Genomic DNA, 26,639 nt, shown 5'->3' with positions numbered 1-26,639 from the left:
CGGAGCGGCTTCACTTTGTGCAAGTGCCGATTCATCTTAGCAGACACGGTTCATCCGGGAAGGACAAGGATGTCTATCCGTCTCTACTTACGTATCATTCCTGTGTTCATCCGGTGTGAACTACGACTGAGCATCCGAGATTTCGTCGCGGCGCTCTTCGGCCAACCCTTCAATACTGGAACGGCGGCGTTCATTTTTTGCTTGAAGCGCTTCTCGTTCCGTTACACTGATTTCATCGGCATGCTCTGACAAATACTGATCAGTCTGATGCAGCTTCTGTACGGTATTGTCGATGACATGCTGTTGACGCACTGCGTTGTTTGCGCGGTTATCCGGCTTGGCCATGGCGTGGTCCTCCTTAGCATTCCAGAAATGATATCGATGGGACGCTGAAGACATGGGTAACCACGTGCTCCAGCGTCACGATTAAGTTATGTAATCCGTCCATTTTTTATCCAATCGCCTGGTAACCGGTTACACCGAATAATAGGTAATGACTAACCAAGTTGAGTGGTTCTCATGTAAACGTCTTGAATCATCTGGAATTGCGGATGGGGGATCTAGGAAATGCGTAGAGATTAGGACGTTAACGGAGGGCGTGTCGGTGTAGGTCTATAGGCGGACTCGGCATGTCTTATTTTACGAATGATTAGCTCCCCGGTCTGTTCCTTTACTTCCATCTCGAATGTATCCCCGTATTGAGCATGTAATTTGCTTAAAATTTCTTTGGGAAGAATAAGGCCGTAACTGTTTCCGATTCGCAGCAGCTTGCGTTTTTTCACAGCAATTCACCCGCTTTCTTCTTACTAACAGTTTGTATACCAGTACGAAAGTTATGTGTCAAGCGTTCCATATAAAAAATGAGACGGTGCAAGCCGTTCGGGATGTATGTGACATCATTAGCGCGATAGGGGTAAAAAACAGGGGAAATGGTGGAGACGCGCATGGCAACCCCTCCGTGACTACGGAGGGATTCCCATAACACGTCCCAGTAGAAAATAGAAAAGAGACTATTTTGCATTCTCAATCGATAGCCCGCCCTGAATGCTCTGCACCCAATCTTCACTATTGTAAGACAGAATCTCTTTGCGGAGATCCAGCATTTTGCGATCCAGTTCATCGACAGCCTTGGCAGCCTCGGTCAATTCTTGAGTTACATGCGGTGGAACCTGCTGCTCGAACTTGTAGTAAATGATGTGCTCCATACTGGCCCAGAAATCCATCGCCAGCGTGCGCATTTGGATTTCTATATAAATCCAGCGCGTATCATCAAACAGTACGAGCGGAACTTGAACGATAACATGCAGACTCTGATATCCGTTCGGCTTCGGATTAGCGATATAATCCTTGATTTCTACGATGCGAATATCGTCACGTGTCTTCAAATGATCCAGAACCATGTAAATATCCTTGATGAAAGCGAACACGATGCGCATGCCAGCTACGTCATAAATTTGGTTAACGATGGAATCTAGCGTTAAAGGATAGCCCTTGCGCTGCAGCTTGCTGAAAATGCTGTTCGGCTCCTTCAGACGCGTCTTAATATGTTCGAATGGCGCATATCCGTTTCGTATTTTCCACTCGGCTTGAATGACTTTAATCTTCGTTTCCAATTCTTCTAGAGCTAATTGATACAATGTTGGCAGCTGCTTCACTTGCTCATACTGCTTCTTGATCATTTCTGTCATCGACATGTGTATCCCCTCAATTGGTACGGTATTGTAAAAGCGATTATTTCTATACGTCCACCAGCAAGACATCTGTTCTATTTCTATTGTAACGGAAACAGGGTGCCTATTTCAAAGCCACGGCTTCTCCCCATGCCTCGCGCACGAATCGGCTGACTTCCGCCTTCTGTCCGTGTACGACGGCGGGGGAGCTGATATACAACCAATTTCTGGCCCGGGTGACCGCAACATAGGCTAACCGGCGCTCCTCTTCAAGCAGCGCTTCCTTCACCCCGTCTGGCGATATCGCTGCTGCGTGTGCCGAGGCCTGTCGGTCTGGAGGCGTCTCCTTGCGCAGCGCAGTGCGGTGAGGCAGAATGCCGTCTGAGGTGCCGATAAGGAACACTGCTGGAAATTCCAGCCCTTTGGCGCGATGAATCGTCATGAGCGTAATGACATCCTCCTGAGGGTCGGCGAAGCGACGTCCTGTACTACTCTGTCCTGCAGTCTTGTCAGACTGGAACGCCCGTTGAGCCGCATGCTCTGGATGCATCGCCAAGTATCGTTCCTTCAGAACGTCGATATGGCGAATGAAAGCGTCGATGGAATCAAAGCGTTGGGCGGAAGATTCAAGCTCTTCAAGTGTATCCGCTGCGCCCTCCTGATGAGCGGTAGCCTGCTCACCGGATAGGGTTGCCGTAAACTTATCGTAGAATTCGCGCCGCATTTCCCGGATGGCATGATGAGGCTTCATAGCAGCGAGCTTCTTAATCAGCTTGATGCGGGGTTTGATGGCGTCCCGCTGGAATTCGGCCAACTGCATCCAATATTGCAGATGGATGAGCGGATATTTCTTCGCTTTCTGTTGTTCGCCATCGCGGATAGTGCGCATTCCCGCCTCTCGTGATATATATAACGCAGCAACTGCGCTTTCCATAGCATTCATATTGCGCGGTTCCAAGGCGAGCCGTAAATGGTCGATTAACGGCCGCACCTGGCTATGATCGTAGAAGAGCGGCTCCGCGCCGAATTGGCGGAAGGGTAAGCCCTGCATCGTGAAATGCTCTACAAGCGCCCGGCTTGTGTTCGCGGTCCGGTACAGCACTGCGAAGTCACGCCAAGCATGCTGTCCATTCGCAACGGAGGCTTGTATCTGTTCCGCAATGCGCTGCGCTTCTTCCTCTGCGTCCCGCGGTCGAAGATAGAGAGGGGTGACCACCTCACTGCCTTCTGTTGAGCCATCCGTCATATTTGCCATGTGCTTGGTCTTTACACGCAACCCGACCGGAGTGCGCATAAGCTTAGGCAGACGTTCCTGATTGCAAGCGATAATGGCGTTCCCGAGTCCGACGATGGGAGCGGTTGAACGGAAATTAATATTTAACGTAATCTGCTTTGCATCGGGATACCGTGTTTGAAAGCCGGTGATATAGTGGTGGCACGCCCCATTAAACGTATATATCGTCTGATCGTCATCACCGAACACCGCCAAGTTGCGATGCTCATCGGATAGAAGTTGAAGTAGTTCGTATTGAACAGGCGTCGTATCTTGAAACTCATCGGCCATTACATATTGAAAGCGGCACCGCAGGCGTTGCAGCAAGTTCTTGTCTTCTTCCAGCAGGCGCAGCGTGTCCAGCAGCAAGTCGTCGAAGTCTTTGCCTCCTTGATTGTCTTTCTGTTCTTCGAAGCGGAGCATCGCCCGCTTCATATCCCGCTCACCGACATCCTGTGGGTGCCATTCCACTGGCAGGGTGCGGCGTGACTTCAATGAGGACAACGCGGCGAGCACGGTCTCCGCCTGCATCTGATCATGAAGTCCGAGCTCCCGGAGCACACGCTTCATCATGCCGTGGCGCATCCGCTCTTCCGCCATCAGCTTGAATGGCGGGGCATACGCCTGCAGCAGCACGAGCGCGAAGGAATGGAAGGTGCGGGCCTGCACGCGCCGCGCCATGGCAGCAGTTACGCCGGGGAGTTGGGCGAGCCGCGTGCGCATTTCTTGTGCGGCTTTGCTCGTGAACGTAACCAGCCATAACGCCTCCGGCTTCACGCCCCGCACCGCCATAAGATAAGCCGCACGCGCCGTCAATACCGACGTCTTGCCGGAACCGGCACCGGCAAGACAGAGCAGCGGGCCTTCGTCGTGGCGTACGGCATGCCGCTGTGCTTCATGCAGATGGATTCCCTGTTGCGCAAGAGCGGTGAAGAACGAGTCATCGTTCCTTGTTCTCCCGTTCTTGTCCTGCGCGGCTGGGGCAACTTGATCTGCAGCAGGAATTGCGCGCTCCTTCAAGGCTCCGACGGGACGAGTGCGCCAATGGGATGCTGCCGGACTTGATGAAGTGGGAGTGGTCAATGTCGTGCATCTCCTTTATGATAGAAATATGCTAATTGAGGTTGTTCAGAAAGTTCCCTTTTTGAACTCGCGTTAATATGTTAACTTGTTTCAATTCGATGTGGAATGCCACGGCAGTGATCCGTATTGCAGCAACAGCCTCTATTATAACTTGAGTGGGATCGGACATGGTATACATGTTTTTTTGCACGGATGCATACGTTGTTGTGGGACAATGGCAGTTTTGCGCAACATGTTGGCCCTAATACGCGTATCAAAAAAGGAAACATACATATCTCTTAAAGGGGTAAGGGGAAGTTTCGATTCATATCATCGAGTGTATATTTTTACAGGCATATGTAATTGAGTAGAGTGCCGAGAAGCTGTGTCAACTACGTGGTATGCGAAAGGAGGGGCTTTAAGATGAACCGCCTGATTCAAAAATTAAAAGAGGGTGCCTCCAAGGCATCGGAAAAAGCGCAAAATGTAATGGAAATCAATCGGATTCAAGCCCAAATTACGGCCCGTCGTAAGGAAATCGAGAGCAACATTTATAACATTGGAGAACTTGTATACGATGCTTATAAAAAGAATGATTTAACGATAGCCGAATCAGACATTATGGAGATCGGCAAAGCCAATTTGGCGCTCGAAGAAGAGATCAAGCAGTTGGAATGGAAGACGAGTGAGCTTCGACATGAGAAGCGATGTGAATGCGGCGAGATCGCTCCGATTACTGCTAAATTCTGTTCTTCGTGCGGAAGTAAATTGCCTGAACCACCTGCTCCGCTCCTAGAGGAGGATGAGGAGCAGGAAGAATTGATTATACAAATGAAAAAGCCATCGTTCGTGGAGGTAGAAGATGACGAACGATATGAGCCTTTTTATTCGCAGGAGAAGGCATATCAAGCTCCCGATTTTGATGTGTACGAGGATGAACCGGAACGTTATACGTACAAATCGTCCCATCCCCCCCAACCGAATGCGGAGAAGCCTCATTCGGCTGACATGGTCAAGCCTATGTACGAGGAAGCTCACAAAAAACGGGATCTGAATGTCACAGTAGGCGGCCGCCGTCTTCCCATTGGACCTGATGGGGAGCTGTCGATCCGTCGCTGTCCGAATTGCAACAGCTATGCGGATGTGGAAGCGAAATGGTGTGAACGCTGCGGTACGCCCTTTGTATAAGAGGAACGCTCTCTATTTAGAAGATTTGTAATTGCTCAATTCGTTGTTCAGAGGAGTCTGAGGCAGAGCATAAATGCTGCGGGGCTCCTCTTTTTACATGATACAACCGACAATTTGCGACTTTTTTCGATGAAACTGGAAACGAACTGCGATACAATAGATGTTGGGGAAACGTTGGGTGGACAGCCTCGTACCCTGCTAAGAGAAAGACTCGCAAGGATTATAGGAGGCAGTCTTATGGAAGGACTCATTTTACATTTACGCTCGCTCGGATTTACGGAAATGGAAGCGAAGATTGTCGTCAGCCTATCCGAGCAAGGGGCGATGACTGGATATGAAGTAGCAAAGAAGTTAGGTGTGTCCCGGTCCAATGTGTATGCTGCATTGCAGAGGTTAGTTGATCAAGGGCTTATTTTGCATCAAGACGGCGAACCGTCTTATTACGCTGCATTGCAGCCCGAGGAACTTACGCGCATTTTAGCATCCCGGCTGGAGTCATCGCTTCGCTATGTCAAGCATCATATGCCAGCTACCGAAGTGGATGAAACTTCCTTTTACAGTGTGGAAGGGGAGCGGGCCGTTAACGAAACGATCAAGCGGGCGCTTCACGAAGCAAAACGGGAAATTATCGTTGATGTATGGCCAGAGGAGGCCGCTGTGCTGAGGGAGGAACTGGAACTGGCGGAGGCGCGCGGAGTGAAAGTGCTGTGGTCTATCGTCGATGCAGATGCGGAAGGAAGAAAGCTTATTCGGATGCAAGCGGGTACAGATGAATCCGGAATACAGAGTGAATCACGTCACTTCGCGTTCGTTATCGATCGCAAAGAAACGCTTATCGGTGCCCGTGGTGAAGGATTGGCCACCAAGGCGCTGCTGACGGAACATGACGCCGTGACAAATTTGGTGCTCGGCCGATTTGTACAGGACATCGTGCTATATGAATTGGAGCAGGAGATGGGACTGGATCTGAGGCGGACATTCGGGGAGCGATTTGAACATGTCATACACAAATATTTTGACTAATTGGCGACATTTGTGAAAGTTACAACAAGTTCCTGCAACGAAGGCAGATGTGCTCCGTAATATAGGATACAACACCAGCGTCGCTTTGCCAGGCCATGGCATATTGGAAATCAGTGTATGGTTTGCAAGGCTTTCGGATAAGCTATCGACTTATATAAATGTTCGAACAGCAACCTTAACTTTTTGAATATCCTCTTATATAGGGAACCGAGCTAAGCGACAGTAATGAGGAGGACACGGAATGGAATGCATCGTACATTTTGAAGTCGTTCATCACGGCGCAGGGGATGTTGCTAAGCTTCGCGGCTTGGTCATGACACCTGAGGGAGAGAAACCATCCCCGCTTGATTTAGAGCAGATGTTCAGCTCCATGGGGTATGATGTTGCATGTGAGGATGAAGACAGCCTCGTGTTCCTGCCCCGAGGCGCAGGAAGCGATGTCGAGGAAATACGCGTCAAGAAACTTGATATGGGGGAGGAAACATTCACCCCAGACGCGCATCTGCGTGCCATTGCGGAACAGTTGATGAGCAAGCCGAATCGACCGATGTAACGTCGGACGTCATGCCCATAACATAAAGGCCTTCCACCTGCTCGTACTAGCTTGTACAGCAGGTGGAAGGCCTTTTCTATGTTAGATTGCGGATTTCTGCCCATCGGGAAGAACGGCGGAGCCGCGTCGGTCGGCAGTTTACGAATAAGATTGCTTATGCTTTTGCCTCAGCCTCATTCAGCATAGACGTGCAATGTCCGCAGCGTACCGCTTCTTTCGGTATTTCGGACAAGCAATATGGGCAATCCTTCGTTGCCGGTTCTGCTGGTGCTTCGGGCTCCTTCTTACGGTGCATGGCGTTGATACCCTTGACGATAAGGAAGATGGAGAAAGCGACGATAATGAAATCGATGATGACATTGATGAACTGCCCGTAGGCGATGACGGGCACGCCAGCTTCCTGAGCTTGTGCCAATGATTGTATCGATTGGCCGTTCGCAAGTGTCTGGTCTGGATCAAGATTGATGAATAAATCTTTGAAGTTCACCCCGCCTAGCAATACACCGAGGGGCGGCATGACTACATCATTGACAATAGAAGTGACGATTTTGTTGAAGGCGGTCCCGATCAGGACACCGACTGCCAAATCGATGACGTTGCCGCGCATGGCGAATTGCTTAAATTCTTGAAAAAATACTTTTACTTTGGGTTCTCCCACTGGGTGTTGCCCCTTTCTCGTTCAAAATGTTCCACATAATACTTACCCCGATTTATTACTCAGAAACGGCTTGTCCCACGTTCCAATATAAGGAAGAATGGTTGGGCCCGTACGTCCGGAGAGCAGCTAAGTGTGACTGGGCTGCTCTTTCGGCGGCACAAGCAGCTGCAGTCTTCCCGGTACAATAGCGGCCTGCAGCGGCGTCGTTCCCGAGCGTTCTCCGTCTCCATAAGTGACCCGGGGGATGGAGGATTCGATATGCACCTCTTGTCCGCGCAGCATGGTGACATAGGGCAATCCCACATGTTTTCCTGTAAGGACGGTCGGGAAGAGACGCATCAGTGTCCGGCGGCTGCATCCATGTACGATGCAGATGTCCAACTCCCCGTCATCTGGAGCTGCCTGAGGGCATATCCGGATACCTCCTCCATAGGAGGGAACGTTGGCAATCGCCGTCAACCATACGTCTTTGTAATGGTGATCTATACCGTTGACGCGCACACTCGCGTCGGCAGGCTTGAATCTGGAGAGCGTCTCCACCACACCTAGTAAATAAGCGACCGAACCTAAGCCCAATCGGTTGCACCAGCGCTTATAGGAGCTCCGATTGACCGCTTCTGCGACGTCAGCGTCAAAGCCTGTGGCGAGCGCCGTTAACGTCCATTCTCCGTTCAGTTGTATGAGGTCGACGATACGGCGTCGTCCATGCAATATTGTATTTAATGCGCTTAACGGTTCAGTGGGTAAATGGAAGCCGCGCGCCGTATCATTGCCCGAACCGGCAGGAATAACGCCCAGTGCGACTTCTGTGCCTGTTAAGAGGGGCAATAGACGATGTATAGTTCCATCTCCGCCAATGACGATGACCGAAGTTCGAGGGTGACGATCGATATGCATTCTAACGCGTGATTCGGCTTCTTCCGCGGTAGCAGTAATACAAGCGGTATAGGAGGTGCCGAACCGTTGGAGACGGGCTTCGATTTCACGCCATACCCGTATTCCCTTCCCGTTCCCTGCATTTCGATTTACTACAAACAACATCAATATTCCATCTCTCCCATGTTAGCCGAATCATAGACGTTTCATACGGACATATTTGAATGAAACTCGTTGTATACATTGATTTGTCGCTCTTTCATAATAACAAAATGAATAGAGTTTGCGTGAACTATTTGTAAGGAAGTACATTTCATATAGCAGGGAAAAAATGTGTATCCGTCGAATGGATGAAGGGGAAACATTTTCCAATTTCACTCATATATGTTGGTGAAGAGTTCAGGGGAGGGGAACATAGACATGTCCATGTTCAACCGTTTCTTAACGAGCATTGGCATCGGTGCGGCCAAGGTTGACACGATGCTTGAGCGGGGGCGTTATGCTCCGGGAGAAGAGGTGCGCGGCGTCGTCAAGATACGCGGTGGCCAAGGCGCTCAACACATGGAGGGAATTCGCATATTGCTCATGACGCAATATACCCGTGAAGCTGATTGCATTCGGCAATGCATTCATTGCGAATTGCAGCGGTACGACATCAGCGAGGCATTTACCATTGATGCCAACGAGACGAGAGACGTCCCATTTTCGATTGTGCTGCCGCCGCAGACCCCATTAAGCATTGACAATACGCCAGTCTGGCTCAAGACAGAATTGGATATGACGAGCGCGTTGGATCCAACGGACAATGACCGGATTGAACTCATTCCGAGTGTAGAGCAAAGCATCGTCATCGATGCGGTCAACCGCCTTGGATTCCGCTTGCGGAAAGCGGAATGCGAGTACGCCCCTCGTCTTGGGGGGAGATATCCGTTTGTTCAGGAATTTGAATTTGTGCCTACCAGTTACTTTCGCGGAGATTTGGATGAACTTGAGATGGTATTTCTTGGAACGGAACAGCGACTGGGTCTGCTTATTCAGATTGACCGCTCGGCGAGGAACGCTGCAGGTTGGTTGAATGAAGTGGCAGCCACAGATGAAAGCTTCACTACATTTCGATTAACGAATACAGAGTGGAGGATGCTCGGAGCGGAAGGATTTGCCGGAGAATTGGCCGAACGGATTCGGCGTATGCTTTAGAAGTCCGGTGAAAAAGTTACGATAAACTGCAAAAGTGCAGGTCAATAGAGTGTGGAACGCGACAATAGGGGGCTCAAATGCCCCCTATAGCTGTCGATCTACCTCTTTCAGGTAGAAAATGAAACAGTCTACTTATCTCCTCGATCCTGGTGCTTACGCGGATGTGTTTGCTTCGGAGGCTCTTCCTTATCTTCCGCCTTCGGAACGAGCCGAGGATCGGTCTGACCGTCATGATGATTATCGAACATGAACTGCTTCAGTTCCCATTCCGTCGCCCCAAGCTGCGGATCAGAAGGAAAGGTCTGGTCGCGATGCAGCACCTCTTCGCGTCCCCATTCGTTCGCATATATCCCATCTACTTCCACACGATCACGTGATATCGGATGCATCTTCTGATTTTCCTTCGACATACGGGTAAGTTGCTCCTTTCCTTTGGAAACATTTCAGGTGCTCTTGGTGCTGAAAGGGTCACAGGCTGTGTATGCATAAGTTGCCCTGTTACCGAGAAAATATCCTTCACGCCATCAACGATTAGCGGCGTTAATAGCATCCCTGCTTATAGTTGATAACGCGATTCAAGCTTCTTGCCCCCGAGCCATAACAAGACCAAAAGGAGTATCGCGATAGCAATCCGCCAAGGCTGATGAATGAATCCCTGCCAATCGTGGCCGATGAAGGCCATCAGGAAAATGACGACTGACTTGCCTGACATTACCGCGATTATGAACGTGCGGAACGGAACCGTACTGATGCCGGCCGCAATATTGATGAGTGAGGAAGGCGTAAATGGGAAGCAGTATAAAATAAAGAGCGGAGTAAAGCCCTTTTCCTCCATCCAGTTAAAAAAACGTTGAGACGAAGGCATACGTTTCTGAATATACATCCCGAATCGTCCCCCGAACTTGCGTGCGATCCAAAATACAATGCACGATCCCGCGCACACGCCAATCCATGAATACAAGAAACCGAGCCATAGCCCGTATGCAGCAGCATTAGCCATCACAAATACGATAAGTGGAAGAAAAGGCAGAAATGCTTCCACCAGCGGAAGTATAATACCTGGCAAAGGTCCTAAGTTCGAGTATTGCTCAAGCAAGCTTTCGACTTGCTTCATATCCAGATGCTTGAGCATGGATATCATATCATGCAGCCACTGCCACAACATCAATCACCTCATTAAATGCTTGCGTCTAATCTGTTACATAGGCATTACGTGTATATATGCAAAAGGTTGCTATCGCTCTGCGAACCAGCGCGATGGGAACAGTGTATAGACAAGCGCAATAATGGCAAAGAGACCAGCACTAATCCATACGACGGTCGCAGCCGAGAATGCGCTGGCAAGCACGCCGCCAACGACTGGTCCGATGAGCACGCCAATGCCTTCCACAGTGGAGAGCAGACTCCAGCCAAGCCCCTTCTGGCCAGGTGGCACATAAAGTGCGAGCAGCGCGTTCCACGCTGGCAGCACGGCAGAATACGATAAACCGAGCACGACAGCTAACCCATAGGCGACAAGTGTGGAAGGCTGCAACGACAACGATGCAAGCGTCAGTCCAAAAATGGCGAATCCCGTGATGAGGAAAGGCTTGCGCCCGACTTTATCGGACCATTTGCCCATCGGGACAAGTCCAAGCACTGTGCAGCCGCCTCCAAGCAAGAGCAGCACGGAATACTGGCTGCTTGATAGCGAGAGCGTATCCGAAGCGAAGGTCGGCAGTATCGGCACCAGCATGCTGGCACCTAACGTCTGTAATATCATTCCCGGAAGAAGCGGCTTCATCGCCTTCAGCTTGACACGCAGTGCTTCCCACTGTTCCTTGAATGGGACGGTGTTGACGCTCGAATCGGTCTGCTTCCCGCCGGGGATGAAGAAGCTGAGCAGCCAAGCGATCGCGGCGAGGCTCACGATGAGATAGAATGCCAGCTCGGGACGGTAATCCATCAAAAGATTAAGCACAACCGGCCCGGCACCCATGCCGACCAGCCATATCATATAGAGAAAGCCCATCTGGGCGGCTCGCTGCTCTTCTTTCACTTTGGTTAAGCAGACGATCCATACCGGAGAGATGCCGACTCCATACAGCGCAGCGGCAGCGATAAATATCCAATTACTCTCCCCAAAATGGAACAAAGCAACGCCGATAAGCGATATAAGCAATCCGACATTTATGATGAGCCGGGCGGATAGCCGATCAAGCAAATAGCCGATTCCAGTCTTAAGAACGGTATCTGTTAAATAATGCGCGGTGATGGCCGTTCCGATAATGGCCAAGCTAATATGCAGCACGTCTTTTCCGTAAATTGGTATGAACGATACCAATGTTGCTCCACGTACAAACTCCACCAGAAATAAAATAACGGCCAGCAGTACAATATCCCGGCCTAAGCCTAGCGCGCGAATCCCTTTCAAACGTGAACGCCCCTTTCCTGCTTGTACCATTATAACGCGGGGTTACAAGTGTTTCCAGCAAACCTACATTACGGCATGTTAAAAGATAATATGGACGCTGCTATATGCAATACGCCTTATGCAGCCTGTTTTGTGCAAGCTAACGGCAGGAAGGAAGCAGCCACTCTTCGAGCCAACGCTTCGGATGCCGCCAGCGGCATACCCGTGGATTGCTTGCAAATACAACGGTCAATGCATGGGAGGGAACGACATATATTAGCTGTCCGCCATGCCCTATAGCACAGGCCGCATCATGCGAACCAACCTGATGAACCCACCATTGATATCCATAATGGCCGAATGCCGGCAGACCGGTGACGTGCGGCTGAAGTGATTCGCGTATCCACTCCAGAGGTATGACGGCTGTAAATGAAGGGGCTCCTTCATTCATGCTGTCTGCAAGACATTGGCCTTCGTTGAGGATGAGCTGGCCGAAGGCAAGCATGTCTCTTCCCGTCAGATGGAGGCCGATATGACCTGCGGCGTGGCCGTCTGGTGACAAGTCCCAACGGTATTGCGGGATGCCTAGGGGACGGAACAGATGGAGCGCGGCATATTCGTCCGCGCGTATGCCGGTGCAACGGGTAAGCAACACGGACAGCAAGTGGGAATCGATGCTGCGGTATTGGAACTGACCATGCCGCTCGGGCTGGACTGGAAGCCGCAACGCAAAGCGAAGCCAGCTCGAACTATTATGGAAGCGGTGGATCCAGCGTTCCCCCAGTCTGTTGCCTGTCTGCCAATGCAGACCCGATGTCATCGTGAGCAGGTGTCGAAACGTAAGGCGGCGCCATCCTTCATCGGTTACTGAGCGAACGGGCATGTCTTCTTCCAGATAGGGGAGAATTGGCTGATCTGGCGGCGGCATGTCACCGCGGTGTACCGCGATACCGATCAAGGATGACAGAACGCTCTTCGTGGCCGACCGCAAATCATTCAGTCTTTCCGGCTCTCCGCCGTTGTAATATTGTTCCGCTGCGATATGGCCGTGACGGGCAATCAGGCAGCAATATAGACGTGGAAACAGCTTAGGCAACTGTTCCAATGCTGTTTGCAGCTTAACTGCATCGATATTTACCTCTGCCGGCATCACAGAAGACATGCGGAATGTGCTGATCTGATTCATACTGAGCACTCCTGTTTATAGTTGTTATAGTGATATCGATGAAAGCAATGTAATGTCAGTATGCGTTGTGTATGTCATCTAGGATGCCCAATGAAGAATTGGTTAAGAAAGATTGTGTGATTTTGCAGCTCTGATGAATATGCTATAATAGGACTAAAAGGTTGCAAATTCCAGAATGCTAAGCGATAAGTCTAATTGATTCTCCGTTGCGGAGCACGATCTACAACGCTTTGGGAGGGAATTTTCATGGCAACAAAAGGTCACAACGAAGTGAAAGAAAGCTTGTTGGAGATGACGCGCATTTTCCGTCCGAAAAATCCTCGGAAATTTGTGAAGGAGTATATCCGGAAATACCGGATTATGGGAGGCTATGAAGACGAATTAACACAGCTTGTAGAGTTGGAATTGGGAAGGATAGACACAAGTGTTTCCTAGGCAACAATGGCTTGATACGACAGAAGATAGAGAATTGGATAGAGGGCGTTACGCTTTCGTTTCGACTTGACATATGGAAATAATGAACAGGGCGCACCGATGAACTCGGCTGCGCCCTGTTTATAATATTAGAGCTAATGCAGGCTATAGGTCTTTGAATATGGAAATATAATATATGGAAATAGAATAATATTTGGAAATGACTTCTACCCTGAGTAGGTCAGGTCATATATTAAACATTGGATACTGTCAAGGAGGGACTCTCATGAGCGAGATAAAAACCGACATACAGCTTGAAATGATGCAGAAGGCAGGACATATGGCGGCGCGCTGTCACCGGGAAGTTGCTTCGCGGCTCGCTCCGGGTGTTACGACGCAGGAAATCGATCTGTTTGTGGAACGGTGGCTGCAGAAGAACGGTGCTGTGGCAGAACAAAAAGGCTACTACGGATACCCGTATGCCATCTGCGCCTCCATTAACGATGTGGTGTGCCATGGATTTCCAGACGCGCGTGAGTTGAATTCGGGTGACATCGTGACGATTGATTTCGTCGTTAATTATAAAGGCTGGCTTGCCGATATGGCTTGGACATACCCAATCGGACACGTGCGCCCCGAAGTGAAGCGTCTCGTTCAGCATACGCTATATGCGCTCCGCCAAGCGGTTAAGTTGGTAAAACCGGGCACTTCGATCGGCGATATTTCAAGTACAATCGGACAAATCGCCCGCACGCACGGTTATGGAATCGTAACCGCATTGGTCGGGCATGGCATCGGTCAGGACATGCACGAGCCGCCGGAAGTGCCGAATGATGGATGGCCCGGCACGGGCCCGGTACTAGAGACGGGGATGATCATCACGCTGGAGCCCATCTTCACGCTGGGTGTTCCCGGAGACGTCATGCTAGGACATGACGGATGGTCGGTTCTGACCTGCGACGGAACGTGGGGGGCGCATTTCGAACATACTGTCGCCGTCACGGACAGCGGTCCGCGCGTCCTGACCATGCTCCCGTTTACACCTGGCGGAAAGCACAAGAACTCATAATCATTCCCCTGAAAGAGGTGCTCATGCTCCACTGATGATTAAAACCTTCTATTTAAATAGGAAATAATTGATTACAAGTAGCGGCGAATATGATACATGATATCATCCTGCGCCCACTGAAGCGATTCATCCGGATAAGCCTTCATAATGTATGGGGTCAGGGCATTGAACAAGTCCATATTTGCGCTAATGTAGACGTGCTTTACTTCCGGAGCGCGCTCTCGAATAAGCACATCAATCGTGTGTATAAATTCATCGGCCAAGTCGTCGCTTCGCTTCAGCGTACGCATCGGACTGGTTGGTGTCACGAAGCGCGGAGGATTGCCCTTCGCTTCTTGCTCCATTTGCCAGCTCGTTTCAATCCGTCCGATGCCTTGCTGCTCACGCGTATCTTTATCCCCGCGTCCGCTCGTGCCAAGCCCGGCGCCATCCAGCGTGAGGGAGACATAAGCATTATCGTGCAGCTGCAGTACGTAAGCAACCGCGACACCGTCGATATTACCGACTGCGTTGCTTACAGGGCGATTGATGAACATCGTAGAAAGGTTATGTCCATTGGAACCGTCCAATCGGTGCGGCTGTTGCCCGCTTTGCGCACGGTATCGATTTTCCTTTTTATCTGATTGGGATGAGGACTGCATCGATTTTGCCGTTTGAGACGGCTTGACCTTTCGGTCTGCATAATTTCCCTTCGTGTTGCCGTCTGGTGATTTTGACAGCTCAGTGCGGGCCCCGGCACAGCCGGTAAAGAGTAAACTGGAACAAATCATGATTGCGGCAATTGTGACAAAAGAGTGAACGTTGCGTTTTGAGTTGTCTGAATTATGAACGCGGTTTGAAAACATGGCTTATCCCTCCTTAACAGTTCACATTATTTTTCTGAAAAATCGTGATAAGTATGCAGGCAGTAAAGAAGGATATTAGAAAACGATGGCGAATTTACAGAAAATGACGTCCTTCGACACAATGTTCAAATATGTTTTGTCGGCTGTAACCGATTACAAACATTGATATGACGCGGCAATTTTAGAATCTGAACACTTTGTGAACTCCCCGGGAAACATTGACAAATAAAATTATGGAAATTATATTTAGGTAAGTGATTGTGTTAATTGACAGGATTACAACATCCGTGCTAGAGCCGGTGACTCGATCTGACCGGCCGGATCTGCATGCGCATGTGACCTTATCCAAGGAACTCGTATGTTAGACACGGCCAACCTGGGCTTTCCGTGGGGCAAGCAGGAGCATATGTTCACTCACCATGAACGTGCATATGCCACGAGAGGTCCGCAAGGGCATGAGATGAGGTAATCAGCGAAAATGTACAAAGTGGGGTTGATCAATGATGAAACGGTGGCATGCAGTGAAGAGACTCCTTCCGTTGTTTGCCGGGCTCGTCTTGCTCCTAAGCGCTTGTGGTCGCTCGGATTTGTCTACTCTCAACCCGCAAGGGCCGGTTGCAGACAAGCAGTTTGATCTGATGCTGTTGGCGATTACGATTATGACGATTGTTGTCGTCGCCGTCTTTGGGATTGCAATTTATGTCGTCATTCGCTACCGCAGACGGCCAGGACAAGAGGAAATACCGAAACAAATCGAAGGGAACCACAAGCTGGAAGTGATCTGGACAGTAATTCCGATTCTTCTCCTTATCATTCTGGCTGTACCGACTGTGAAATACGTTTTTGCATTTGCCGAGGATTACAGCGGCGACCCGGATGCAGTCAATGTGAAGGTAACCGGTCATCAATTCTGGTGGGAGTTCGAATATACTGACTTAGGTATTAATACGGCCCACGATCTCGTTATACCGAAAGGCAAAAAGATTGCAATCGAATTGAGAACGGCAGACGTGCTTCACTCCTTCTGGGTTCCAGCTATTGCCGGTAAGATGGATACCAATCCCCAAGGCAATGTGAACAAGATGTTCATCGAGGCTTACGAGGCAGGTCTCTACCGAGGCAAGTGTGCGGAATTCTGCGGACAATCGCACGCATTGATGGAGTTTAAAGTGAAGTCTGTAAGCGAAGAAACGTTCAAGGCGTGGGTAGCTGAGATGAAAGCTGAACCGAAAGCATTTGAAGGTGACCTGAAAGTTGCTGAAAGCTTCAAGCAGAACTGCTTGACTTGCCATGCAATTGACAATGCGCCAGCTCTTGGGCCGAACTTGAAGGGCTTCGGCAGCCGCGAGGCTGTTGCTGGAATTATGCTTAATCGCGAAACGGCGGATGAACCCATTGAGCAGGCGGTTGTAGAAGAACATTTACGCCAATGGATTACAGAACCGCAAAAGGTTAAGCCGGGCAACACGATGCCTGCGTTCAAAGAAAAGTTGTCAGAAGAAGAACTGGATGGCATTGTGAAGTACTTGGCGGAGTACAAGTTAGAGTCCTTGAAAGAATTCAATAAGCAATAGTATAGCATCTTCTAGGGGAGGTAACGACCTTGGCTCACACGGTGAAGCGTCATCGCGGCATTATGGATTGGCTGACGACGGTCGACCATAAGAAGATAGGTATTCTCTACCTTTTAGCCGGAGCATTGTTCTTCGGGATAGGTGGTATTGAGGCTATCTTAATCCGGATTCAATTGATTAAACCAATGAATGATTTCGTTGACGCTCAGACGTTCAACGAGCTGATTACGATGCATGGCACGACGATGATTTTTCTAGGCGCCATGCCGATTATTCTTGCATTGATGAATGTCATCGTTCCGCTGCAGATTGGCGCACGCGACGTTGCGTTCCCGTTCCTGAACGCGCTGGGGTTCTGGACATTCTTCTTCGGGGGGATCCTCCTGAACCTGAGCTGGCTTATCGGCAGCGTGCCTGATGCGGGCTGGACTTCCTATCTTCCGCTCGCGTCGGTGGATTACAGCAATTCGCACGGAGTTGACTTTTATACGATAGGGTTGCAGATATCCGGTCTCGGTACTCTAATAGGCGGTATTAACTTCCTTGCAACCATTATCAACATGCGCGCGCCAGGAATGTCCTTCATGCGCATGCCGATGTTCACTTGGGCGTCATTCATTACGTCCGCATTGATCTTGTTCGCTTTCCCTGCCGTTACGGTAGGCTTGATTCTGTTAATGTTCGATCGTCTCTTCGGCGGGAACTTCTTCTATGTGCCGAATGGCGGTAACGTGGTATTATGGCAGCATATATTCTGGATTTTCGGTCACCCGGAAGTATACATTCTCATTCTTCCGGCGTTCGGTATTATCTCCGACGTGGTCAGCACGTTCTCGCGCAAGCGTCTGTTCGGTTATAGCTCCATGGTATTTGCTACGGTGCTGATCGGATTTTTGGGCTTCATGGTTTGGGCGCATCACATGTTTGCCGTCGGCCTCGGTCCGGTAGCGAACGCGTTGTTCTCCATCGCGACGATGCTGATTGCGGTACCAACGGGGATTAAAATATTTAACTGGCTATTTACAATGTGGGGCGGTTCGATTCAATTCACAGCGGCGAATATGTACGCGATCAGCTTCATTCCAACGTTCGTTATGGGGGGCGTAACAGGGGTCATGTTGGCATCCGCGCCGGCTGACTTCCAGTTCCATGACACGTATTTCGTCGTAGCGCACTTCCATTACACGATTGTAGGCGGTCTCGTGCTCGGGCTGTTCGCAGGTCTCCACTACTGGTGGCCGAAGATGTTCGGCCGCATGCTTAATGAACCATTGGGCAAAGTAACATTCTGGTTGTTCTGGATTGGATTCCAACTGACATTCTTTATCCAGCACTTCTTGGGCTTGCTTGGTATGCAGCGCCGTGTCTTCACGTACTTGCCTAACCAAGGCTTCGATAAGATGAACTTGGTCAGCACGATCGGTGCTATCATGATGGGTGTCGGTGTTATCTTGTTCCTGGTCAATGTCGTCATTACGTCGACGAAGCCGAAGAACTTGGGCAACGATCCTTGGGGAGACGGACGCACCTTGGAGTGGACGATCCCATCTCCGGTGCCGGAATACAACTTCAAGCAGACTCCGCTTGTGCGTGGTTATGATGCTTGGTGGAAAGAAAAAATGGAAGGCAACACAGAAATGCCTGCCGCTGAGCCGCTTGGTTCGATTCATATGCCGTCCCCATCCATTCTGCCGTTCATGATGTCCGTCGGCTTGTTCGTAGCAGGCTTTGGCTTTATGTTCGCGAAGGATGACTTCGGCAACACGGCATTGAACTTCTTGTTCGGCAATCATCTTATCGCAGCGTTTGGCTTGCTGATTACATTCGGCTGCATGTTCCTGCGCTCGGTTAAAGATGATCATGGCTATCATATTGAACCGGAAGAGTTGGAGCAGAAGGGGGTTAAAGCATGAGCGCGCCTGCACATCACGTAGATGACCAATGGCCTCACGAGCCGGAAAAAGCGACTTTAGAAGGCCGCAATAAGGTGATCGGCTTCTGGCTGTTCCTTGGTGGGGAAGCGGTACTGTTCGGCACATTGTTTGCTACGTTCCTAGCGCTCCGCAACCAAATCGGTGACGGGCCTTCTGCAGCCGAACTGTTCAAACTGCCGATGATTGCCACAGTTACCGCTATTTTGCTGGTCAGTTCCTTAACGAGTGTGTTCGCCATTCAGGCGATGCATCGCAAGGAAGTCAAAGCAATGCTTAACTGGCTTATCGTAACCGTTATTCTTGGTTTCTGCTTTCTCGGTATGGAAATTTACGAGTTTGTTGAATATGTGCATGAAGGCCATACGTTTACGACAAGCGCCTTCAGTTCGTCTTTCTATACGTTAGTTGGATTTCACGGGGCTCACGTGGCATTTGGTGTGGCGTGGATTTCGATTCTGATTGCACAAGTTCGCAAAAAAGGACTGAACCTCGTAACGGCGCCGAAGGTGTATGTGTCGGCTATCTACTGGCATTTTATCGACGTCGTATGGGTATTCATCTTTACCGTCGTTTACTTAATGGGAAAGGTGGGCTAAGCGAATGACAGCACATGATATGGCACCGGACAACTCGAAACGCCGTCATAGACATGAAGGTAAACAGAAGCATATTATAGCTTTTATCTTCTCCATCGTGTTAACGTTAATCGCTTTTGTAACCGTAGCCTCGGTAGGCGAAGTGAACCCGACGTTTACAGTAATCCTGCTTCTTGTTATGGCGGTACTGCAAGTTGTTATTCAAATGTCGTATTGGATGCACATGAAAGATAAAGGTCATGTGCTGCCAATTGTATTTATGATAGGCGGAGTTATCATTGCCTTTACAGCAATTGTCATGTCCGTATACTGGGTATGGTGGTAAGCGAAGGCAAGACATGCTGCACAAGAGGGGACGCATTTAGCGTCGCCTCTTTTTCCATAATGGGACAAATTGTGGCGAAATGGTGGCGCCAACGAGAGAAGGGAATGAACGTTCATGTTCGGTTTAACGAATTACTTCAGTTTGTATGATGTGTGGAGTCCGTTGTTTCTTGTCTCTTCGGTGCTCGTCATCATTTTGTATCTTGGGGTGACAGGGCCGTTTCGTGATCGCTTTGCTAATTCAGAGCCGGTATCTGTAAAGCAGAAAGTGATGTTTAGCACGGGCGTACTGCTCCTGTATCTCGCCCAAGGCGGACCCATTAACATGATGAGCCATATGATGTTTACGTTTCATATGCTCATGATGGCCATATCATATATTATCGTGCCGCCGCTCATTTTGTTGTCCGTGCCGGGCTGGCTATGGCGCTACCTGCTTGATCGGAAGCCGCTTAGACGATTGAGAAAGTTCACTCATCCTATATTGAGCGCAGTGCTGTTCAATGTGCTGTTTTCTTTCTATCATGTACCTGTCGTGCACGACTATGTCATGACACATTACACAGAACATATCATCTACTATATTGTGTTGTTCATTGCATCGACGCTCATGTGGTGGTGGGTCGTCGCCCCGGTTCCCGAGTGGAACACCCTAGCCGATGTGAAGAAGATGGGCTACATTTTTCTGAACGGACTTCTCATTACACCAGCCTGTGCACTCATCATTTTTGCAAGTGATCCGTTGTTCGCCACTTATGTGGACAAGGATGCCTGGGTTGAGGCGATGGGGTATTGCATTTCAGGGGATCCGGCAGCTATGCTGGCGGCGTTCGACGGGCCGGAATTTTTCAACTGGTTCAATCCACTTGAGGATCAGCAGTTGGGGGGCATTCTCATGAAGCTGATTCAAGAGACGATGTACGGCTGTATACTCGGATATGTCTTCGTGCATTGGTTCCGCAGAGAAGGCAAAGATGATGACGATTTTGTGGAATTGATGCCAGAGGGGCAGATGAACTCGTAGAAATCCTTTATAATGATAACGAAGACTAGCGCAAGGGATAGCATGAAGCACCTTGTTGAATGAGTTGAGGAGGGCGTTACTTTCGTGGATTTATATAATTTGATGCCCGCTGTAAGCACATCGTTCATCGCCATCAGTGCGATTCTCGTTGCTATCGGTTGGGCGCAAATCATCAAAGGCAAACGGGAGCAGCATAAAAAAACGATGGTGGCGGCGGCCGTGGCGGCACTTCTGTTCTTTATTATTTATGTATCCCGGACGATTTTTGTCGGCAATACGGCATGGGGGGGGCCAGATGACCTGAAAGTTTTCTATTTGGTCTTCCTGCTATTTCATATCGTACTGGCGACGGTTGCAGCCGTATTCGGTCTTGTAACGCTGTATACTGGTTTCAAATCACGGTTTAAAACACACCGCAAGCTGGGGAAAATCACATCTATCATTTGGTTTGCGACGGCAATTACGGGGGTAACGGTATATAGCTTGCTGTATTTACTGTATCCGGGCGGTCATACCAAGCCGGTCATCGATGCGATTTTTGGTCTGTAATACCATAACGATTCTGCGTAAAATCCGTCCTGCTGTGATACGTTCACGGCGGGACGTTTTTTTATGTTCACGTCACGTTGTCCTTTCCGGAGAAGGTAACTCTGTTCCATCCCTTGCTACACTCTACCTTTCATTCAGAATGGCAGCCGCCATTTTCCTATCAAACGAAAACACAATGTCGGGCTTCCGTTATAATGGCCCTTACTCCATTCTCCCATATAGTCAGGAGGGATAACATCGAGAATAAGAACAAGTCGTTTATACCGTGCCATGAAGCGGCCGATCATGATGGCAGTTAATCAGAGCCGTCATTGGGCGTGGCGCCTCCTGATGAAAGGGGAGAATGAAGCAAAGAGACGGATGAAGCGAATCCCTGTAAGTCTGAACGAGCAACTAGCAAGAGCGGAACTTGTCGTTCATGATGAAGAGTCAGCGATAAAACCTAAACCTGTCTCAAACTCGGTCGCCCATTTTTAAGCCTCGATAAAGGTTTTCTAAGGTATTGACAATAAAACAGCACAGTGATTATACTGTATATAAAGATATACACAGTAAGCACAGTGAACACAGTATGCATGATATTCAGCACAGCAAGTGTGGCGCGTTGCACATACATACGGAGCTGAATCCGTTGTAGAAAGAGGGATAAACATTGGGCAATCAATATAAACAAGCATGGGCGCTTGTCAAAAATGATCTCGTACGCTTCAAGTGGGGATTGGTTACGACGCTGCTGTTCAATATGTACATGAGCGTAACGAGCATGTTCATGATGAATGGCGTACTGGGTGAAGTCGAAGGGATGCATCGATTTCTAAGCGGAACGTTGGACTTTGTTTATTTGATTACGCTGCCCAATATGGGGCTTTTCTTTTCACGCCGCTCGATGCGTTACATTCAGGAAGATTCATATACGAAATGGATGGTGAAGCTGCGCACCTTGCCGATTGACATTCATACGATTGCCTTATCACGCATCATGATGATGCTCGTTGCGTTTGTGTTGAACATGACCCTATTCATTGCCGTTCAGGTTATTTTCAGTCCCGCGTTGAGGGCAGAGCTGGCGCCGGTATCCATAATCGCCTTTGCGTTCATGCTCATTGCATTTTCTATGATTATTAATATGATGTTCATTATTATGGAGATGAGCTACAGCGGCAGCAAATATTTTAAGAGGTCGTTAATTATAATTGCCTTCACTACCGCTCTCGCTATAGCTATTGCTCTATCTGGTGGAAGCTTTGTTCTGACGATCGTGTATGTCGCAAAATATTACCCTTGGTTAGGCGGCATTCTTGCATTGGGTCTGATTACACAAGTGTCGACGCTCGGTATCGTCAGGATAAAGAATGCGATTCGTAAGCGAGATTTGGTATAGCGCGTATGACAGTGAGCAGAAAACCATATAGCAGGAGGTGGTGAGAAGCGGTGTTTATGCCCATTCAAATCAATGATAACAGTTCGGAACCGCTGTATGCGCAAATTACACACCAGCTTCGAGCGCTCATTTTGAGCGGCCATCTTGAAGAGGGTATGCTTCTTCCGTCCATACGCGAATTCGCCAATCAACTGCAATGCAGCGTGATTACGGTAAGAAGGGTGTATCAAGATTTAGAAAGCGAAGGATTGCTCCGGACGAAGCAGGGGACGGGAACGTTTGTCGCACAGGTTCATGCGGAAGAGCGTGCTCGTTATCGGCGGCAAGCCGTTGAGCAAGCATTGGAAGAAGCGGTTGATGCCGCGCTGCGCGTCGATATAACGAAAGAGGAATTAGAGCAGCTGATGCAAGAAGTAATTCTGCAAAAATGGCATTGAGTCCATTTGGAGTAAGGAGGGGAACTCAAGTGGAGGAGAACAACGTCATTACATTGCAAAGTATTGTGAAGACGCGGGAAAATATAAAAATAGGTCCGCTAAATATCCACATACCGCAAGGCTGTGTCACGGCGATTGTCGGCACGAACGGTTCGGGGAAGACGACGTTGTTAGGCATGTGCATGGGCTTCGTTCACCCGGAGCAAGGAAGCATCACCATCTTTCAAGAGAAGGTTCAACCAGAGTATGATGCCGCGTTGAAAGCACGCATCGGATTCGTCGGTGAACATCCGAATCCGGATGATAACGATTTGACGGCAGATCAGCTGGCTACATTTACGGCACAGTGGTATCCGAAGTGGGATTGGCAATTTTACCAGCATTATATGGCGAAATACGAAATCCCGCCGAAGCAGAAGCTGAGCAAACTGTCGAAGGGGATGCGCAGAAAGCTGGACTTGATTATCGCCATGAGCCCCCAGCCTGAATTGCTGCTGCTCGACGAGCCATCGTCAGGCTTGGATCCATTATCCTGGCGCATGATGATCGAGGACATGCAACGCTATTTGCAGGATGGTCAGCGTTCGATTGTTATCGCTACACACATTATTGAAGAAGTGAAGCGCCTTGCAGATTACATCCTGTTCATGAATAAGGGGCAGGTACTGCAAATGGTCGAAAAGGATGCCATGTTCGACGCTTGGAAAGAGTTCCTCGTTGATGGCGATGCTGCAGATTATGACCGCATTCCTGGCCTGGCGAAGGCGATTCAGGAGCGGTATGGCGTACGTCTCATTGCGAAGGATGCGGCCCAGCTTGAGGCCTTTTTGCAGGAGAATGATATACCCACACTGCAGACCAAAGGTCTGGAGCTGGATGATATATTAGCCTATTTGATTGAGCTGAATAACGAAGGGAGAGCTACAAGTCGATGAAGCCGCTACAATTACAAGAAGTCGTCAAGCAATACGGTGACAAGACCGCCGTTAATGGTCTTAGCTTTGATGTGGAAGAGGGCGAAATGTACGGGTTGCTCGGGGCGAACGGGGCCGGCAAGACGACGACGATGCGGATGGTGCTCGGACTCATTTATCCTGATGGGGGAACTATCCAATATGACGGCAAACCATTCCATAGCGGTTTATCCCGAATTTTCGGCTATTTGCCAGAGGAGCGCGGGATGTATCCGAAGATTAAGGTAAGTGAGCAGGTTACTTATTTGGCCCAGTTGCGTGGAATGTCACGCAAAGATGCTGACAGCAACCTGAAGTACTGGCTGGAGCGATTCAACGTTCCGGAAAATTATAATAAGAAAATTGAAGAGCTCTCCAAAGGGAACCAACAAAAAATTGGCTTTATCGCTTCCATTGTTCATAAACCGAAGCTGCTCATTCTGGACGAGGCGTTCAGCGGTCTTGATCCCGTGAACGTGGAGCTGCTGAAGGAGACGGTCAAGGAGCTGCGCGATCAAGGCACGAGCATTCTGTTCTCGACGCACCGGATGGAGCATGTCGAGGAATTGTGCCGCAACCTGACTATTTTGCAAAAAGGAAAAGCGGTCCTGCAAGGTTCGCTTCGCGATTTGAAGTCCCGTTATCCGCGTGAGCATGTCGTCTTGCGCACGAGTGGAGCGGTGGAAGGTCTGCAGAGCATTGCAGGAGTGAGTGATGTGCAGCGGACAGATGATGGATACCGTCTCCGCATTACCGACGAAGGAGCTGCTCAGCATATTTTGCAGACGGCAATGGCGCAAGTGAACGTACAGCAGTTCGAGCTGAAGGAGCCGACATTGAACGAAATCTTCATTAAGGCGGTTGGGAGTGAATCAAATGCATAATGTACGGACCGTAATCGGATTTACGCTGCGCACGAAGATGATGACGAAAGCTTTTTTCGTCACGACGATTATTTTGGCGCTCATCATTAGTTTAGGTGTGAACTTGCCTTACATCATTTCATTGTTTTCGAGTGACGAGCCGACTTCCATTGGACTGATGCAAGGAAAGGATACGAGAATCGAGCAGTCGCTGGAGCAGTATTTTGCGAAACAAGAGAATGGTGATCTCAAAATCGTTCCTTATGCTAATACTTCCGAAGCAGAGCTGAACAAGCAGGTGGAAGACGGCAAGATTGAAGGCTATTTGACATTGGAAGAAGAGCAAGCCGGGTCGTTCCCGAAGGTTGTATATCACGGGGAAGATGAACTTGGGATGGAAAAACAGTCGGTCTTGACGAACGCGTTGACGTTAATTAAGACGGAGTGGCTCGTGAAAGATTCGCTTACTCCGGAACAAATCGCGGAGCTTAGCAAGCCGGTCTCGCTGGACTCGAAGACGATCGCGAAGGCAGGAGAAGAAGCGGAAGAGAACCCGGCGAACAAAGGCATATCCATTGTGGTCGTCATGGTGCTTATCGTCCTCTTGTTCATGACCAATACGATGACGGGCAACATGATTGCATCCGAGGTAACACAGGAGAAAAGCTCGCGCGTTATGGAAATTCTCATTACGAGCGTGTCGCCGCTTGCGCAAATGTTCGGTAAAATCATCGGCATGTTCCTGCTAGGATTGCTGCAGATTGGAATCTTCCTTGCGGTCGTTCTTTTGAACCTGATGCTGCCGCACAATGCAGGCCCGCTCAAGGAGCTTAACTTCGACATTTCCATGATTGATTGGTCGGTAGTAGGCGGAGGATTGCTGCTTTACGTCTTGGGATACTTCCTCTACGCAACGCTGTTCGCCGCAGTCGGCTCGATCGTGAGCCGCACGGAAGACTTGGCGCAGGCAATTATGCCAATTACGATGCTGACGATGGCTGCCTTCTATATCGCGATCTTCAGCGTGTCTACACCGAACTCAATGCTGGTGAAGGTCACCTCTTATATTCCGTTCTTCATACCGACGTCGATGCTGCTGAGGATTGGAATCGGCAACTCGGCATGGTGGGAATTCTGGGTCGGCGTCCTGATTATGCTCGTGTCGGTCGTTTTCTTCGGCTGGCTGTCCGCGAAAATCTACCGCACTGGCGTGCTCATGTACGGTAAGCGCCCATCATGGAAAGAAATTCGCAAGGCGATGAAGGCGTACAAGATTTAAGGTCGATGTGGTTAGGTGTGAGTAGCGGCTATAGTTGAGACTAATTTGGTTAATAAATGAGACTATTTACAATACATGTTTGAGACAAGGATGGGCCCTTGATTCGTCAGAAATGTTGATGGATCAAGGGTTTAGTAGCCCTTGTTGTTATATTTAAGTTTACTTAAATCGCAAAACACCGCTCGAGTTTTCGAGGCCACTGAAAAACACGGCTTTTGTACGTAACCGAATGTGAACACATCAAAAAATACGATTTTCATTCAGATTTCACGAATGAAAATCGTATTTTTTTGCTTACTGTCCCACTGGAGGCGAGCAT

29 protein-coding genes are annotated in these 26,639 nt (G+C 49.4%); 18 read left to right on the top strand and 11 right to left on the bottom strand.

Annotated elements, in window-relative coordinates; translation table 11 throughout:
* Positions 1–120: 120 nt before the first annotated feature.
* The 4 genes from M3650_RS11235 to M3650_RS11220 all read right to left on the bottom strand — a co-directional run bounded on the left by M3650_RS11235 (position 121) and on the right by M3650_RS11220 (position 4,026).
* Entirely contained in the window at positions 121–345 is a 225-nt protein-coding gene (locus M3650_RS11235; RefSeq protein WP_019420040.1) for a small acid-soluble spore protein Tlp, read from the bottom strand.
* A 233-nt stretch (positions 346–578) separates the two neighbouring features.
* Complete coding sequence (locus M3650_RS11230) at positions 579–782, bottom strand: AbrB/MazE/SpoVT family DNA-binding domain-containing protein (RefSeq protein ID WP_019420039.1); 204 nt, start codon at positions 780–782, stop codon at positions 579–581.
* 228 nt (positions 783–1,010) lie between these two features.
* Positions 1,011–1,694 (bottom strand): GTP pyrophosphokinase, encoded by a 684-nt coding sequence (locus M3650_RS11225; RefSeq protein ID WP_233695811.1) that lies wholly within the window; start codon positions 1,692–1,694, stop codon positions 1,011–1,013.
* 100 nt (positions 1,695–1,794) lie between these two features.
* Positions 1,795–4,026 carry an ATP-dependent helicase gene (locus M3650_RS11220; protein WP_251574718.1) on the bottom strand — a complete coding sequence of 744 codons (2,232 nt, stop codon included), beginning with the start codon at positions 4,024–4,026 and terminating at the stop codon, positions 1,795–1,797.
* A gap of 402 nt (positions 4,027–4,428) precedes the next feature.
* Between M3650_RS11220 and M3650_RS11215 the strand changes: the two genes are divergently transcribed.
* From M3650_RS11215 to M3650_RS11205, 3 genes are all read left to right on the top strand, one after another.
* A complete protein-coding gene (locus M3650_RS11215; RefSeq protein ID WP_251574717.1) occupies positions 4,429–5,193 on the top strand; it encodes a zinc ribbon domain-containing protein in 765 nt (254 codons plus the stop codon).
* A gap of 237 nt (positions 5,194–5,430) precedes the next feature.
* Positions 5,431–6,216, top strand: a complete 786-nt coding sequence (locus tag M3650_RS11210; protein ID WP_233695814.1) for a TrmB family transcriptional regulator — start codon at positions 5,431–5,433, stop codon at positions 6,214–6,216.
* 241 nt (positions 6,217–6,457) lie between these two features.
* Positions 6,458–6,769: a hypothetical protein gene (locus tag M3650_RS11205; RefSeq protein WP_019420033.1), complete on the top strand. Its 312-nt coding sequence runs from the start codon at positions 6,458–6,460 to the stop codon at positions 6,767–6,769.
* A gap of 154 nt (positions 6,770–6,923) precedes the next feature.
* Here the strand turns inward: M3650_RS11205 and mscL are convergent, their stop codons facing one another.
* Together mscL and M3650_RS11195 are read right to left on the bottom strand one after the other, a co-directional pair.
* A complete protein-coding gene (gene mscL / locus M3650_RS11200; protein WP_251574715.1) occupies positions 6,924–7,427 on the bottom strand; it encodes a large conductance mechanosensitive channel protein MscL in 504 nt (167 codons plus the stop codon).
* Positions 7,428–7,553: 126 nt separating this feature from the next.
* A complete protein-coding gene (locus M3650_RS11195) occupies positions 7,554–8,468 on the bottom strand; it encodes a diacylglycerol/lipid kinase family protein (RefSeq protein WP_251575170.1) in 915 nt (304 codons plus the stop codon).
* A 255-nt stretch (positions 8,469–8,723) separates the two neighbouring features.
* Here M3650_RS11195 and M3650_RS11190 point away from each other — a divergent pair, with 255 nt between their 5' ends.
* Complete coding sequence (locus M3650_RS11190) at positions 8,724–9,500, top strand: sporulation protein (RefSeq protein ID WP_251574711.1); 777 nt, start codon at positions 8,724–8,726, stop codon at positions 9,498–9,500.
* A gap of 128 nt (positions 9,501–9,628) precedes the next feature.
* Here M3650_RS11190 and M3650_RS11185 read toward each other — a convergent pair whose 3' ends face one another.
* The 4 genes from M3650_RS11185 to M3650_RS11170 form a co-directional block, all read right to left on the bottom strand.
* The gene (locus M3650_RS11185) at positions 9,629–9,910 is read right to left on the bottom strand and encodes a hypothetical protein (protein ID WP_019420029.1); all 282 of its coding nucleotides are present in this window, start codon (positions 9,908–9,910) and stop codon (positions 9,629–9,631) included.
* 146 nt (positions 9,911–10,056) lie between these two features.
* On the bottom strand, positions 10,057–10,665 hold the full coding sequence (locus M3650_RS11180) for a TVP38/TMEM64 family protein (protein ID WP_019420028.1): 609 nt from the start codon (positions 10,663–10,665) through the stop codon (positions 10,057–10,059).
* Positions 10,666–10,734: 69 nt separating this feature from the next.
* Complete coding sequence (locus tag M3650_RS11175) at positions 10,735–11,913, bottom strand: MFS transporter (protein WP_251574710.1); 1,179 nt, start codon at positions 11,911–11,913, stop codon at positions 10,735–10,737.
* Between the two features lie 139 nt (positions 11,914–12,052).
* Positions 12,053–13,078 carry a serine hydrolase domain-containing protein gene (locus M3650_RS11170; protein WP_251574709.1) on the bottom strand — a complete coding sequence of 342 codons (1,026 nt, stop codon included), beginning with the start codon at positions 13,076–13,078 and terminating at the stop codon, positions 12,053–12,055.
* Positions 13,079–13,324: 246 nt separating this feature from the next.
* Between M3650_RS11170 and M3650_RS11165 the strand changes: the two genes are divergently transcribed.
* Both M3650_RS11165 and map read left to right on the top strand, forming a co-directional pair.
* Positions 13,325–13,513 carry a hypothetical protein gene (locus tag M3650_RS11165; RefSeq protein ID WP_019420025.1) on the top strand — a complete coding sequence of 63 codons (189 nt, stop codon included), beginning with the start codon at positions 13,325–13,327 and terminating at the stop codon, positions 13,511–13,513.
* Between the two features lie 265 nt (positions 13,514–13,778).
* Complete coding sequence (map, locus tag M3650_RS11160) at positions 13,779–14,561, top strand: type I methionyl aminopeptidase (RefSeq protein ID WP_251574707.1); 783 nt, start codon at positions 13,779–13,781, stop codon at positions 14,559–14,561.
* A 71-nt stretch (positions 14,562–14,632) separates the two neighbouring features.
* On the opposite strand, the gene M3650_RS11155 is transcribed toward map, so the two are convergent.
* Entirely contained in the window at positions 14,633–15,406 is a 774-nt protein-coding gene (locus tag M3650_RS11155) for a hypothetical protein (protein WP_251574705.1), read from the bottom strand.
* 500 nt (positions 15,407–15,906) lie between these two features.
* Between M3650_RS11155 and coxB the strand changes: the two genes are divergently transcribed.
* From coxB to M3650_RS11095, 12 genes are all read left to right on the top strand, one after another.
* Positions 15,907–16,980, top strand: a complete 1,074-nt coding sequence (coxB, locus tag M3650_RS11150; RefSeq protein WP_251574703.1) for a cytochrome c oxidase subunit II — start codon at positions 15,907–15,909, stop codon at positions 16,978–16,980.
* Between the two features lie 62 nt (positions 16,981–17,042).
* Positions 17,043–18,893, top strand: a complete 1,851-nt coding sequence (gene ctaD / locus M3650_RS11145; RefSeq protein ID WP_251575168.1) for a cytochrome c oxidase subunit I — start codon at positions 17,043–17,045, stop codon at positions 18,891–18,893.
* Positions 18,890–19,510 (top strand): cytochrome (ubi)quinol oxidase subunit III, encoded by a 621-nt coding sequence (locus M3650_RS11140; protein WP_019420020.1) that lies wholly within the window; start codon positions 18,890–18,892, stop codon positions 19,508–19,510. The genes ctaD and M3650_RS11140 overlap by 4 nt, the downstream gene beginning before the upstream one ends.
* A 4-nt stretch (positions 19,511–19,514) precedes the next feature.
* Positions 19,515–19,835 (top strand): cytochrome C oxidase subunit IV family protein, encoded by a 321-nt coding sequence (locus tag M3650_RS11135; protein WP_019420019.1) that lies wholly within the window; start codon positions 19,515–19,517, stop codon positions 19,833–19,835.
* A 114-nt stretch (positions 19,836–19,949) separates the two neighbouring features.
* On the top strand, positions 19,950–20,858 hold the full coding sequence (gene ctaG, locus M3650_RS11130) for a cytochrome c oxidase assembly factor CtaG (protein WP_251574701.1): 909 nt from the start codon (positions 19,950–19,952) through the stop codon (positions 20,856–20,858).
* Between the two features lie 84 nt (positions 20,859–20,942).
* Positions 20,943–21,407: a DUF420 domain-containing protein gene (locus M3650_RS11125; protein ID WP_019420017.1), complete on the top strand. Its 465-nt coding sequence runs from the start codon at positions 20,943–20,945 to the stop codon at positions 21,405–21,407.
* 270 nt (positions 21,408–21,677) lie between these two features.
* Positions 21,678–21,884, top strand: coding sequence for a hypothetical protein (locus tag M3650_RS11120; RefSeq protein WP_251574697.1), 207 nt, complete (start codon positions 21,678–21,680; stop codon positions 21,882–21,884).
* Between the two features lie 175 nt (positions 21,885–22,059).
* A complete protein-coding gene (locus tag M3650_RS11115; RefSeq protein WP_251574695.1) occupies positions 22,060–22,788 on the top strand; it encodes a hypothetical protein in 729 nt (242 codons plus the stop codon).
* Positions 22,789–22,838: 50 nt separating this feature from the next.
* Positions 22,839–23,225, top strand: a complete 387-nt coding sequence (locus M3650_RS11110; protein ID WP_251574693.1) for a GntR family transcriptional regulator — start codon at positions 22,839–22,841, stop codon at positions 23,223–23,225.
* Between the two features lie 29 nt (positions 23,226–23,254).
* Complete coding sequence (locus M3650_RS11105; protein WP_251574692.1) at positions 23,255–24,160, top strand: ABC transporter ATP-binding protein; 906 nt, start codon at positions 23,255–23,257, stop codon at positions 24,158–24,160.
* Entirely contained in the window at positions 24,157–25,062 is a 906-nt protein-coding gene (locus M3650_RS11100) for an ABC transporter ATP-binding protein (RefSeq protein WP_019420013.1), read from the top strand. Before M3650_RS11105 ends, M3650_RS11100 begins: the two co-directional genes overlap by 4 nt.
* Positions 25,055–26,320: an ABC transporter permease gene (locus tag M3650_RS11095; protein WP_251574691.1), complete on the top strand. Its 1,266-nt coding sequence runs from the start codon at positions 25,055–25,057 to the stop codon at positions 26,318–26,320. Before M3650_RS11100 ends, M3650_RS11095 begins: the two co-directional genes overlap by 8 nt.
* Positions 26,321–26,639: the final 319 nt, after the last annotated feature.

The sequence above is a fragment of the Paenibacillus sp. MER TA 81-3 genome, from assembly GCF_023713585.1.
Lineage (GTDB): Bacteria > Bacillota > Bacilli > Paenibacillales > Paenibacillaceae > Paenibacillus_B > Paenibacillus_B profundus.
This window is presented reverse-complemented; position numbering and strand designations above follow the sequence as displayed.